We start from the raw sequence: 12,877 nt of genomic DNA, 5'->3' as shown, positions 1-12,877 counted from the left end.
TTTATGCCTCTTTGCGAGGCCGGATCACCTTTGCTGTGCGCTTGGAGCCACTGACTCTGGACGGTCTGGAGCAGTATGTCAAATATCGTATTCTGAAGTGTGGCGGGGATCCAGCCCTTCTCCTCCCTCCTGAGAGTTACCCGCTGATCCATGAGTTAAGCCATGGTATTCCCCGTGATGTCAACCGGTTGCTGTATGTGAGTTTTATCGAGGCCATGACCGTCGGACAGCCGGTGGGACTTGCCACCATCCGAGTGGCTGCGGATAAACGCGGAGCGCTGGATGGCTGAAGGCCGTCCTCTTTTTCTTCTGCAAAGCGCTTTTTCTCCGGCGGGTGATCAGCCTGCTGCTATCGAGGCCCTGGTTGCTGGGGTTGAGACGGGGAAACGGAGCCAGGTCCTTCTCGGGGTCACTGGTTCCGGTAAGACCTTCACCATGGCCCATGTCATTGCCCGCACCGACCGTCCGGCCTTGGTGATGGCCCCTAATAAAACGCTGGCAGCTCAACTGTATTCCGAGTTCAAGGCCTTGTTTCCCGACAACGCGGTGGAGTATTTCGTTTCCTATTACGATTACTACCAGCCCGAGGCCTATATCCCCCAGTCCGATACGTACATCGAGAAAGACTCCGCCATCAATGACGCCATTGACACTATGCGTCATTCCGCCACTCGTTCTCTGCTGACCCGTTCTGATGTCATTATCGTGGCTTCGGTCTCCTGCATTTATGGTTTGGGCTCCCCCGAGGAGTACCGGAGCATGGATCTGGTCTTTGTTACTGGTTCAGAGCAGCCCATGGCCGAGGTTCAGCGTCGGTTGGTGTTGATGCTTTATGAACGGAACGAGATGTCCTTTCATCGAGGAACCTTCCGGGTGCGGGGCGATGTGATGGAGATCTTTCCGGCTTATGAAGATGAGCTGGCCCTCCGAATTGAATTTTTTGGCGATACCGTGGAGGCGATCCGTGAGATCGATCCTTTGCGCGGGGTGGTTCTCTCTACCCTGGAACAAGTTACAATCTTTCCCGGCAGTCATTTCGTGACCTCCAAGGAGCGACTTGAGGTCGCAGTGCGTGGGATCAAGGAGGAACTTAAGTCCCGGCTTACTGAATTGACCCAGGACGGGAGGCTGGTGGAGGCTCAGCGGTTGGAACAGCGCACCGATTTTGATCTGGAGATGATGGCCGAACTTGGCTATTGCAACGGGATCGAGAACTATAGCCGCCACCTGACCGGCCGCTTGCCAGGAGAACCGCCGCCAACTCTGCTCGATTATTTTCCGGAGGACTTCGTCCTGTTCGTAGATGAAAGCCACATCTCCGTTCCCCAGATTGGAGGGATGTACAAGGGAGACCGGTCCCGTAAGGAAACATTGGTTAATTTCGGATTTCGCCTCCCTTCTGCCTTGGATAACCGTCCCCTGCGCTTCAATGAGTTTGATGCTCGAATTCATCAGGTAATTTTTGTCTCGGCGACCCCTGGTGATTATGAACTTTTGCAGGCAGGTGGAGAGGTCGTTGAGCAGATTATTAGACCGACTGGTCTCTTGGACCCTCGGATTGAGGTCAGACCGGCTGAGAGTCAGGTAGATGATCTCCTGGGTGAGATTAGGCAGCGTGCTGAGCGAGGGGAGGCGGTGTTGGTCACCACACTCACCAAGCGGATGGCCGAGGATCTTACCGAGTACTATGGGAATCTGGGGGTTGCGGTTCGCTACTTGCACTCTGACATCAAGACCTTGGAGCGGATGGAGTTGATCCGTAATTTACGGAGGGGTGAGTATCAGGTTCTGGTTGGCATCAACCTGCTCAGGGAGGGACTCGATATTCCCGAGGTCTCTCTGGTGGCGGTGATGGATGCCGATAAGGAAGGTTTCCTGCGCAGTCACCGTTCGTTGATCCAGACATGTGGTCGGGCGGCGAGAAACGTTGATGGCTTGGTAATTCTTTACGCCAGCACCATCACCGGCTCTATGGAACGGACCATTGAGGAGACCAGTCGACGTCGAACTTTGCAGGCAGAGTATAATCAACGGCACGGGATTACCCCGACCACTATACGTTCCGCGATCAAAGATAGTCTTGAAACTGTATATGAGCAGGATTATGTCCCGGTTTCGCTTACGACAGGCGAGGAGATAGGCGAGTATCAGACGCTTGCCGGACTACGGGCGGCAATTAAGGAGCTGACCTCCGAGATGCGTGAGGCGGCAGCTGAGCTGGCCTTTGAAGATGCCGCTCAGTTACGGGACCGAATCAAGAGGTTGAAGGAGCAGGAGCTGCGATGGCTGTAAAGGGATTTGTGCACCATGTCTCATTGGCCGTAGTGCCGCCGCTCTATATCGGACTCTCTCGGATGTTGTTTGCCACCTGTCGCGAGCAGCATCAGGGAATTGAGCATTATCATTCACTGTTGGCTTCGGGGAAGCCTTTTATCGCCTGTTTCTGGCATTATTCGATTCTTTATGCTATTAAAATGATTGAGGGGCGGGATTGGGTGGCTATGGTCAGCGCCAGTGATGATGCGGAGTATCTGTCCCGCACCCTGACCATGTTGGGTCATCATACTGTCAGGGGGTCGAGAAACAGGGGAGGACTTGTCGCCTTGAAGGAGATGCTGGCAGTGATTAAGCGTCAGGGGCGGCGGGCAGCCATTGTTGGCGATGGTTCACAGGGGCCGCCTCTGGTTCTGCAACCGGGAGTTATTCTCATGGCCAGTAAGGCGGGGGTGCCGATTTTGCCCTTCGCTTGGGGAGTGGATCGTTTTTGGACTTTTCGGAGTTGGGACAGGACTGTGCTGCCCAAACCCTTCGCCCGGGTGGCGATGTGCTTTGATGAGCCGGTGACAGTGCCACCAGCAATGACGGGTCAGGAGATAGAGCATTGGCGTCAGGAAGTTGAAGGACGGATGCTCACTTTGTATACCAGGGCTTGGAGGTCGTTTGGCCGGAAAGGACATATGGAGATTGAACAGGAGAACAGCTAATGGGCATTCCTGGCTTGGCATTGCATCACCTGATCATTGCTATTGGGCTGGTTTTTTTGTTGGCTTCAATCTATCAGAGTCGCAAGATTGGTGAATATATCCCTTCTGCGCTTCGTTCACGGTGGTCGGTGATTAATGCCCTGATAGGATTTTTTGTGCTTGGGTACATGGCGGAGTTTTTTTCCGGAGATAGGCACAGTCTGGGACTGGTCGGCTATGTGGTCGGTCTGGTCTATCTGGGGGGGGCGGTCTTTGTCTTTTTGGTGATGCGCTTGTCTCGTCTGGCCATGCGGCAGATCAGGCACGATGAACACAAGATTACCAAGATGAACCAGGAGCTTTGGGATGCCTATGAGTCGACCATCGAAGGCTGGGGTCGGGCCTTGGAGTTACGGGATCGCGAAACCGAGGGGCATACCCGACGGGTATGCACCATGACCATGGCGCTGGCTGAGAGGTTTGACTTTACTCCGGGGCAGTTGCGCTATATTAAATTCGGCTCTTTGCTGCACGATATCGGTAAAATGGCGGTACCTGATGTCGTGTTGATGAATGAGGGGCCATTGAGTGAGGCCGAGAAAATGGAGATGATGCGTCATCCTGATTATGCCCGGCAGATGCTTTCCGGGATTAATTTCTTGCTTCCTGCTTTGGATATCCCGTATTGCCACCATGAGCGCTGGGATGGTTCCGGTTATCCCAGGGGGCTGAAGGGGGAGGAGATTCCTTTGGCTGCGCGAATCTTTGCTGTGGCTGATGTCTGGGACGCCTTGGCTCACGATCGTCGTTATCATAAGGCTTGGTCTGTAGAAGATATCTGCGACCATATTCGGTGTGGTGGTGGTAGCCGGTTTGATCCTCAGGTTGTCGCACAATTTTTGAAGCTTGACCTCTGTGGGGTGGAGCAGGCTGGATGTTCATTTGACGCCGGCTGACGATTCTGGTAGGTTTAAAAAATTCGTAAACGTTCACAGCGCTGCATTTGCTTTGTCATCGGCCTGGTCCGCATACCATGTGTATAGCGTACAGGCCTCTTTCGCGCATCTGCAGCGCTGTGAACGTTTACAGTTCCGGGGTTATCTGTACTGTAGTTTTGGTGCCCCTGGTGAACGGTTACAAAAAACCGTTGTTTTCTGTTGTTCCTGTGCAAAAAATCCCAATGTCGATTCGACTATCGGGAACGATTTGGGTAGCCGTTTTACAACGGCTCAGTTTCTTTGAGTCAGTAGTCTGCAGAGCAACAGTCACCAGCTATTGACTTTAACTGCTTATTTTGAAAGGACACCGTATGGACGAAAAAGCCTTACAGAACAAGATTCAAAGCAAGGTGCGGGCTAAGTTGTCATCCCTTTTTGCTCGTTACAACACGGACTTTAATGATTTGGATTCCCTGCTTAAGTGGAAGCCTGTTGTCTTGGTTCTTGGAAACTATTCATCGGGTAAATCAACATTTATTAATGAGTTGATTGGCCGCGAGGTGCAGCGGACCGGGCAGGCTCCTACTGATGATTCGTTTACGGTGATTACCGCTTCCACTACAGGGAGTGATGAGCCTGATGTGCCCGGCTCTGACCTGGTGAATGATGTTCGTCTGCCGTTCACCTCTTTTAAGACCTTTGGCGAACAGTTCATCTCCCATTTCCGGATGAAGCGGGTGCATGCTTCCATGTTCGAGAACTTGGCTGTTATCGACAGTCCCGGAATGTTGGACTCGATTTCGGAGAAGGATCGCGGCTATGATTATTCAACCGTAATCAAGGACTTTGCCCGCTTGGCCGATCTGGTGGTTCTGATGTTCGATCCCCACAAGGCGGGAACCATCCAGGAGACCTACAACACTATTCGGAATATCCTGCCGGAAGCCACGGGAGAAGACCGGGTGTTGTTTGTGCTGAGCCGGATTGACGAGTGTGATAACTTGGGAGATCTGGTCCGTTCTTACGGCACTTTGTGCTGGAATCTGTCGCAGATGACCGGGCGTAAGGATATTCCTCGAATATTTTTAACTTTTTCTCCGAAAGTGGTGGTCGATCTGCCGCCGGAACTTGCAGTCTGGGCCAGAGAACGTGAGCATCTTAAACAGGAGATTCTCTCTGCCGCCGGGCTGAGGATTAATCATATCCTCCAAAATGTCGATAAGCAGATCCAAGAGGTGCGGATGGTTGCCGAGGCCATGGCGGTATATGCCGAGGGGGGCATGAAGATTCTGACCACGGCCATGAAGCGTGCTTTTGCAGCCGGCAGCTTGTGTTTTCTCTTCCTGGATATTGGGACCAAGAGGCTCTGGGGATTCCCGGAAAAGGGTGTCTTGCAGTCATTATTGGCTGGCGAGTTTGTGGCCCCAGCCCAGCTCATGATTCCGGTCGCCGGAGTGGTGTTGGTTTTAAGTATGATTGCCCTGTTTTTCTTACGATGGCAGTTGCCCCGTCATGCTTGGCGTTGTCGTCAGGACTTGGATCGATTGGTACCGCTGGAGACAGTCTACCGCCGAAACCTGTGGGAGCGGGTTAAGGGCAAGGTCAGTGAATTGCTGTCGGCTCCTACGACTTTTGGTTTGTTTGCCGGTCATCAAGGAAATGTGGCAAAACTTGATCGCTTTTCCAAGGGGGAAATGCAGGAGTACTACAAGAAGCTCGCAGAATAAAAACAACAACTGGCGGTGTGTTTCTCGTGCCCATCAGCGCACGCGGATCGTGAATGACCCATTAATCGGTGCGCATGATGAAATCATCACACCCTACTTTTCTTAACTCAACGTGTCGGGCCATCTCTGCCAATCGATCTCATTTTCGACGACCTGGAACAGGGCAGCTACGACATGGCGATCATATTGATTGTCAGTTCCGTTGAGGAGATTGGCCATGGTCGCTTTTGTCGTTAAGGTGTCGCGATAGGCCCTGGGGCTGATCATGGCTACAAAGGCGTTGGCTGCAGCGAGTACCCGTGCTGTGGTGATAATTGATTCATCCTTCAATCCGGCAGGATATCCGCTGCCGTCAAGACACTCGTTTTTCTGGATAATGGTTGCCAGAACCGGGCCCTCAAAATCAATCCCACCAAGAATTTTTTCCGCGAACTCATGTTCCTTCCGTAACGCCAATTGCTCTTCCTCTGTAAGGACGTCGGTCTTGGCCAGTAACTTTGAGTCGATAAAAAGTTTGCCGATATTACACAGGTTGGCGGCGAACTCAAGAGCTTGTAATGAGGACTGAGGCAGTCCCAGGCGCTTGCCAACGGCCATGGCGATGGTTGTGGTATTGGCCGAGTGATTTGCTGAATAGGGATCATGGAGATCTATGGCCCGCATCAGTGCTTGGACCGTCTGAGTCAGCAATCGCTCCTTCTTTAACCTAGCGTCGTTGAGCTGGGAGACGTCGTGGAGACTGATCAGTACCGCATCGTTTGCAGTGCTTGTTGTATAAGGAAAAGCGATTACCGAGGTGTGGCACTGGACCTGGCGACCGTTAAGCTCAATTGACAATTCCTTGATGATTGGTTGACCGTGGTTTACGGCGCGTTCAATCATGGCCATCAGTTGATCTGCTGGACTTTTTCCCAAAGTGTTGGTTAGTGTTTTGCCACTTGTTTCGGGGGCAAGTATGTTCAGCGCCGTGGCGCTGGCTTGGTTAATAAAGACGATCTGTCCATCGGGCTTGACCAGGAATAGATAATCCCGGATATTGTCGTTGATTGCCGAGAGAAGGTGGGATTGGGCTGTGAGTCTTTGTGATTGGGCAGAGAGTTGAGCTGCCTCTTGCTGACTCTTGACCTTGCCGCCATAAAACCAGGCGGCAACCAGGAGTGAGGTGATAAGGCTTAAGGTGGACAGCATGGTGAGAGAGAGAAAACGATAGTGGCTTTCTGACTCATGAAGGGCTTCATCGGTGTTAATTGTTTGCAGCAGGATCCACGGTAGACCGGGGAGCGTTCTGCTGGTGGCGAGGACTTCGGTGCCGACGGCATCTAGGCCATGGATGAATGCCCCTGGATTGCGTGTAGCTAGGGCAGCAGCAAGACGTTGATCATCAGCGGGCTGGCTTTTGCTTAGTGGAGGAGAGTTGTCGTCAAGAGGTGAGACGTAGACTACAAGGTTGTTGTCTCGGCGGATCAGCATGGTCTTGTCGGTGGAGGTGGTGGCAGTATCTGAGGAGAGCAGGGGGAAGAGTTTTTTCGCGGCGTTATTCATGCCGATGAGCACGGCGATAGGTGTTTTCCCTGCGCCGGTATTTGATTGGGGCAGGGTGGCGAACACCGGTACCAGGAGATTGATTACCGGGCGTCCTTGGTTGTCCAGCACGATATCCTGGATGTTGGGTGATCCGCTTTCCATTACCGCCTGGATGGCCTTTTGCAGTTCAGTGCTAAGAGCCGGCATTCCCGGGGTCGAGCAAATCACGGTCATGTTCTTGGCTATCAGTGAAATTCCGGCGTCCGCAAGAAAGGAGACATTGGCCGGGATGGCTTGGGTGAGGGCCGAAGTTGCGATGAATTCAGAGCGCTGGGCCGTATTTAAGATCAGGTTGTGGAGATAGGAGAGCTGAGCGGGTTCAATCGTGTTTTCGGTATTTCGGTTTTGCTGCAGTTGCTGGGTGTATATCTGGAGAGAACCGTTGCCCGCCAGTTCGTTGAGTGCTGTGAATTGGCCATTGATCCAGTGCTGGATCTGTTTTGTACGGCTATCTGCCATCACGTTCAGGGTCAGCTTCCATGCATCGAGATCGCGTTGTTTTTCATGGCGAACCAGGGCGTTGACCGCACTTATGCCCCCAATAATGATGATCAGCAGGCACGCAAGGGCAAGAAGGAGAGTTCTTTTGGTTTTGTGTGAATCGGTTGTCATGGTGTGTGGTCTGTTATCGGCTGGTTGGGGGGCACATGCACCCACCACTGCTTTTCGTTTAGGGAGTAGAGAGGAACATAGTGTCGAATTTTCTCCTGGGCCACGACCTCCTGGCTTTGATTGTCTAGGACCAGTAACTTGCCTTGATCCAAGACCATCAGAATGGCATGTTGAATGTGGAGATTGGTGTCTTGGATGATCAGCAGTCTGATGTCGTTATCGAGATAGCCAAGCCAGCGGAGTGAAAAAAATTTGGTGATGGCGAAATCCTCGCAATCTCCTCCATTGTACAAGAATTCTTTTGGGATAGCCCAATAATCTTCAGCGGCATAATTGACCATGTCTACTACGTAGTTTTTTTTGTTAGCATAGCTATTGACAGCTTCTATTTGCTGACGTCGTGGTTTGTTTCTAATTTCTTCTAAAAAAGCATGCCATTTCTGTAAGTGGCACTGGTTAAGTTCAGGGCTGGTACAGTCCCCTTCCGGTGTGTCTTGGGTGATGTGTCGTTCTAGTGCAGAGAGCCATTGAGGGAGGTAGGTCAGGTCGTCCTGCGACTCTTCGAGAGTGTTAAACAGGGGGGGCATGGTTGCTGCGTTGGCAGCGGGAAATCGATGAAAGGGGGGAACAAGAGTGAATACGAGTGGGAGGAAAGCGAGAATGGCGAAGCGTAGTGGACGAGGGATTGGTCGCAACGGCCAGCTCCTATAGTCTTTTAATAAATGTGTCAACTTTCAGGGGGGTGTCTCTGGCGGGGATCAGAAGGGCAGGCCCTCGAAATCATGGGTAATGCTTATGCTGCTGCCATGGTTAAGAGGGCCTGATATCTCGGTCTAGTCTAAGCCGTTATGCTAACTGTTTCATGATGCTGTCACTGACCTCAGAGATGGAGGTGGTGCCGTCTACTGATATTGTCTTCGGCCCAGTGAGATTTTTAAAGAAGTTGACTGCCGCCATGGTCCCGGTTTTGTCGTCGTAATAGATGTCGTGACGTTTGCCGATTGCCACATCGTCCTGGTCGTCGGCGCGAGTCTTGAGTTCACCACCGCACACGCGACAAACCAGTTTGCCGTCTTTTTCCACTGGCTTGATGGCGTCGAAGGCGATGTGGTTCGGGTGATTGTTGTCGTTGACGCACAGGCGTCGCCCAGTGATGCGAAGTTTGGCTATTTCGCGGTCCAGTTCAATCTCGATGACGTAATCAAGCTTGATCTTGGCATCGCTCAAGGCCTTGGCCAGGGTCTCGGCCTGGACTTTGTTACGGGGGAACCCATCGAGGAGCCAGCCACCCTTGCAGTCATCTTCCTGCAAGCGGTTCAGGATCATCGGGATAGTAATATCGTCTGGTACCAGGTCGCCGCGATCAATATAGGCCTTGGCCTGCTTGCCAAGCTCTGTGCCTTCGCCGATGTTCTTTCTGAAGATGGCGCCAGACTCGATATGGGAAATGTTGTACTTCTTTTGAACAATCGCCCCTTGAGTCCCCTTGCCGCTGCCATTTGGTCCAAAAACAAGAATGTTCATGCCTTCCTCCTAGTGAAGTAGAAATAAGATAAGAGACCGCGAAACGGGTGGTGTTGATTCCCGTCCGGTCGGGATTGTGCGGGTCTATGTTGCTCTAAGGACTTCGGCCATACTATAGGGTGTAAAGCCCAAGATGAAACAAGATATGTCTCTTGCGTGGGTGCAGGCCAGATAAAAGGAACCGGATCAAGACGTGCGGACCGAGAAAGAGACTAAACCCACGAGACTATAAACTAATATAGAGACCTTGCCAATAAAATATCGGGAGTGTACAAAGGAGAGACATCAGGGATATGGGAGGGGGTCGATTCTGTCCGATATTGTTGTAGGAGCGGCTTCAGCCGCTCCTACAACAATAGGTGGATGGGACGTTTTCTGCACTGCTCAGGTTGTCGGTTAGTGATCCCGACTAATGGCAGATTACTTACTGATCTGATGGATCATGACTAACAATGATTCTTTTGACCGTAAACCGGTAACTGATCATCGTCAACTTAAAGTAGTTACGTTGTTTTTTACAACGGTTTACCGTACTTCTTGGAAATGGCGCAGAACTCTTTGATCAGGCTCATTCGGGAGGGCAGATCGATTTTGAAATAGAATGGACTCATCATCAGGACTTTGATTGCTTCGCGGTGGGTCATGGGGGTCACCTTCCGTGGTGGTTTATGTGATTGCTTGTTCTTTGCTCTTAGTTACCATATCGGCATTTCAGCAAGAAACTAAAACGAGACTCCCGCATTGTTGCGGAATTAACATTCAGGTATTGGGGCAGGTGTCAGTCCAGCTTAGGCTGGACCGTGCGCCATGTTCCTTTAGGAAAACGGAATAGACGGTATGCAGAATATCAAATTGTCCCTCTTGATCTTGTTGTCGATCTTACTGTTCGGCACCTTTGGTTATATGGGGATTGAAGGCAGTTCGTTTCTGGATGGGATGTATATGACCGTTATTACCATCACCACTGTCGGCTATGCTGAGGTGGTTCCCCTGCACCCTGTGGGTAAAGTTTTCACCATGGTGCTGGTGCTGGTGGGGGTCAGTTTCGTTTTGTATGTCTTTGGCAAAATAACCGAGGCCGTGGTGGAGGGTGGACTGCGGAAAGCATTTGGGAGGATCAACATGGATAATAAATTAGCGAAGGTCAGCGGTCATTATATTGTATGCGGGTATGGCCGGATTGGCAGGGTTATCTGCCAGAGCCTGCATGATGACCATCGGGATTTTGTGGTGATCGAAAACAATCCTGAGGAGATCAAGTCACTCAGCACCCAAGGATATCTTTGGGTCGAAGGTGAGGCAGCAGATGATGATGTATTGATCCAGGCCGGAATTAAACGAGCCAAAGGTTTGATTGCGGTGGTGTCCTCTGATGCTGAAAATGTCTATATCACCATGACTGCCAAGGACCTTAATCATGATCTCTTTGTTATGGGGCGGTCGAGCGGGAAGAAGGGGGCGGACACCAAGTTGCTCAGAGCTGGGGCCGACAAGGTGATCTCTCCCTACTATATCGGTGCGAGGCAGATGGCGAATATGGTCTTGCGACCGACGGTTATTGATTTTCTTGACTTAACGGTGCACGGGGCGTTGGGGCTGCGCCTTGAAGAGTTGATGGTGCCGGAATCGACCTCTATTGCTAATATGACCCTGATGGATTCTGGGATACGAAAAAAGTATGACTTGATTGTGGTGGCCATCAAACGACAGGGAGAAAATGAGATGCTGTTTAATCCAAGCCACCTTACTGTTATCAAACCTGGTGATATCATCATTGTTCTTGGGGAGCTGGATAATATCAAGCGGTTGGAGAAGGAGTTATAGTCAGGCGATGCCGCTTGCCATTTGTCGGAGCATTTTATACGATGATAATAAAGTATGATCTTGAGGCTTAGATCAGCGGCAGCTGATGGTCAACGCATGAGAAGTCTGCCGAGCTGATAATTATGATCAAGGAGACGGTGAAGATATGGCGTCTGAGGGATTGTTCAAGGATGGCGTGCCGGTTGTGGGGGGGAGATATGCCCTTAAAGTGTCTCGGGACCGTTTAGAGGCGTTCATTGTTCCGCAGGAAGGGGATGTGGGGAGTATTAAGGGCCTTGATGTGGGTGCGTTGCATGCTGAGTTGAAGGCTGCGGGTGTGATGTATGGTCTGCTCGATCAGCCGATGCCCAGGAGCGATGGTTCCTACGGGGTTGCCCAGGGAACTCCGGCGGTCAACGGAGAGAACGCCAGGGTCAAAGCCTATGTTAAGCCCGGTGCTGCCAAATTTGAAAAGGGTAAAGAGCCGATAAAGGAAAGGGTTGATTTCCATGAACTCCACTCCATTGTCAACGTCCCCAAAGAAAAGCTTCTCCTTGAGAAGGTGCCATTAACCCTAGGCACACCCGGAAAGACGGTGACAGGTGAAGAGCTGAGAGTGAAACCGGGGAAGGATCTCACTCTCAAGGTCGGGTCCGGCATTACCCTGTCCGAAGATGGGAGCAAAGGGTTTTCAGCAGTTGAAGGGAAATTTGTGATGGTTGACGGCAAACCGGCGGTGATGGTTGAACATAGCATCAACGGTGATGTTGATTATAGTGTCGGTAATATTGTTTTTGCCGGGCAACGTTTGATTATCAGCGGTACGGTTCAGCCTGGATTTAAGGTGAAATGCAAGGGTGATATCTCTATCGCTCAAGGTGTCCAGTATTCGGCTGCTGTGACTGCGGGCGGCAATCTTGAGATCAAAGGCGGTGTTATCGGTCAAGACATTGTTATTAAGTGCTGGGGCAATGTTAATGCAGTTTTTCTGGAAAACGTCGGACGGATCGAGGTGAAGGGTGATTTGATCGTGTCTGGTTCCATGGTCCAGGTTAATGCCCTGGTCGGTGGCAATATCATGGTTGTTTCAGGGAAAGGGGTGCTGGCGGGGGGCCACTATGTTGTTGGCGGGTCGGTTTTTGTTATGGAACTTGGCTCGTCGGATGAGGTGATGACCGAAATCAGTGTTGGAGTGAACCCGTTACTGGAAGATAAGAAGGTGAAGATGGAGTTAGAAAAAGAGCTGTGGTCAGGCAGGATGAGCGAACTATTGCGTAATGCCACCGGTCTTAGGGGCTTGCAAAAGGAGCAGGGAGCGGCATTTTCTCTTGAACAGGCAGAGTTGTTGAGAAAATATAACGCGATGCTGCCCGAGGCGGCAGCGAAGGTCAATCAACTAGCAGAGGAGGAGGAAGCGCTGCAGGCGGAAATTGCGCAGTCTGCCAGCGAATGTGTTTACGTCTACGGTATTCTTCATCCGGGGGCCAAGGTCACCATTGGTGGCGTGACCAGAATCTTGAACACCCCGGAGAAGGAGGTGGCAATTTTTTTCGATAAAGAAGTGCATCAGATTCGATGTCGAAGTTTGAGCCCCGAGGAGCGCCAGTCTGCCAAGTAACGTGCTTTGGTACTCTAGGAGTCTGTCGGACTTAGACATAAATCTACTGCAAATTCGTAAAACCGGCCCATATCTCCATGAATTTTCGTTAAATAGCCCTGCTATTCG

Annotated in this window: 9 protein-coding genes; 6 read left to right on the top strand and 3 right to left on the bottom strand. The window is 51.4% G+C overall.

The window, feature by feature from the left end; all coding sequences use genetic code 11:
• The first annotated feature begins 282 nt into the window (after positions 1–282).
• From uvrB to FP815_00455, 4 genes are all read left to right on the top strand, one after another.
• Positions 283–2,292, top strand: a complete 2,010-nt coding sequence (uvrB, locus tag FP815_00470) for an excinuclease ABC subunit UvrB (protein ID MBA3013414.1) — start codon at positions 283–285, stop codon at positions 2,290–2,292.
• Positions 2,283–2,984, top strand: coding sequence for a DUF374 domain-containing protein (locus tag FP815_00465; protein ID MBA3013413.1), 702 nt, complete (start codon positions 2,283–2,285; stop codon positions 2,982–2,984). Before uvrB ends, FP815_00465 begins: the two co-directional genes overlap by 10 nt.
• Positions 2,984–3,919: an HD domain-containing protein gene (locus FP815_00460; protein MBA3013412.1), complete on the top strand. Its 936-nt coding sequence runs from the start codon at positions 2,984–2,986 to the stop codon at positions 3,917–3,919. Before FP815_00465 ends, FP815_00460 begins: the two co-directional genes overlap by 1 nt.
• 353 nt (positions 3,920–4,272) lie before the next feature.
• On the top strand, positions 4,273–5,628 hold the full coding sequence (locus FP815_00455; GenBank protein MBA3013411.1) for a dynamin family protein: 1,356 nt from the start codon (positions 4,273–4,275) through the stop codon (positions 5,626–5,628).
• A gap of 102 nt (positions 5,629–5,730) precedes the next feature.
• On the opposite strand, the gene FP815_00450 is transcribed toward FP815_00455, so the two are convergent.
• From FP815_00450 to FP815_00440, 3 genes are all read right to left on the bottom strand, one after another.
• A complete protein-coding gene (locus tag FP815_00450; GenBank protein MBA3013410.1) occupies positions 5,731–7,824 on the bottom strand; it encodes a PAS domain-containing protein in 2,094 nt (697 codons plus the stop codon).
• Positions 7,821–8,519 carry a hypothetical protein gene (locus tag FP815_00445; protein MBA3013409.1) on the bottom strand — a complete coding sequence of 233 codons (699 nt, stop codon included), beginning with the start codon at positions 8,517–8,519 and terminating at the stop codon, positions 7,821–7,823. The genes FP815_00450 and FP815_00445 overlap by 4 nt, the downstream gene beginning before the upstream one ends.
• A 151-nt stretch (positions 8,520–8,670) precedes the next feature.
• Complete coding sequence (locus tag FP815_00440) at positions 8,671–9,348, bottom strand: adenylate kinase (GenBank protein MBA3013408.1); 678 nt, start codon at positions 9,346–9,348, stop codon at positions 8,671–8,673.
• Between the two features lie 837 nt (positions 9,349–10,185).
• Between FP815_00440 and FP815_00435 the strand changes: the two genes are divergently transcribed.
• Together FP815_00435 and FP815_00430 are read left to right on the top strand one after the other, a co-directional pair.
• Positions 10,186–11,172 carry a potassium channel protein gene (locus FP815_00435; protein MBA3013407.1) on the top strand — a complete coding sequence of 329 codons (987 nt, stop codon included), beginning with the start codon at positions 10,186–10,188 and terminating at the stop codon, positions 11,170–11,172.
• Positions 11,173–11,317: 145 nt separating this feature from the next.
• Complete coding sequence (locus FP815_00430; protein ID MBA3013406.1) at positions 11,318–12,769, top strand: DUF342 domain-containing protein; 1,452 nt, start codon at positions 11,318–11,320, stop codon at positions 12,767–12,769.
• The last annotated feature ends 108 nt before the right edge of the window (positions 12,770–12,877 follow it).

The organism is Desulfobulbaceae bacterium (assembly GCA_013792005.1).
GTDB lineage: Bacteria > Desulfobacterota > Desulfobulbia > Desulfobulbales > VMSU01 > VMSU01.
Note: the sequence above shows the minus strand (reverse complement) of the source record. Positions and strands in the feature narration are given on the sequence as shown.

Bases quoted from the DNA above. Each gene is read 5' to 3' on its own strand.
- uvrB (MBA3013414.1), top strand. From the start codon at position 283: ATGGCTGAAGGCCGTCCTCTTTTTCTTCTGCAAAGCGCTTTTTCTCCG.
- FP815_00465 (MBA3013413.1), top strand. From the start codon at position 2,283: ATGGCTGTAAAGGGATTTGTGCACCATGTCTCATTGGCCGTAGTGCCG.
- FP815_00460 (MBA3013412.1), top strand. From the start codon at position 2,984: ATGGGCATTCCTGGCTTGGCATTGCATCACCTGATCATTGCTATTGGG.
- FP815_00455 (MBA3013411.1), top strand. From the start codon at position 4,273: ATGGACGAAAAAGCCTTACAGAACAAGATTCAAAGCAAGGTGCGGGCT.
- FP815_00450 (MBA3013410.1), bottom strand. From the start codon at position 7,824: ATGACAACCGATTCACACAAAACCAAAAGAACTCTCCTTCTTGCCCTT.
- FP815_00440 (MBA3013408.1), bottom strand. From the start codon at position 9,348: ATGAACATTCTTGTTTTTGGACCAAATGGCAGCGGCAAGGGGACTCAA.
- FP815_00435 (MBA3013407.1), top strand. From the start codon at position 10,186: ATGCAGAATATCAAATTGTCCCTCTTGATCTTGTTGTCGATCTTACTG.
- FP815_00430 (MBA3013406.1), top strand. From the start codon at position 11,318: ATGGCGTCTGAGGGATTGTTCAAGGATGGCGTGCCGGTTGTGGGGGGG.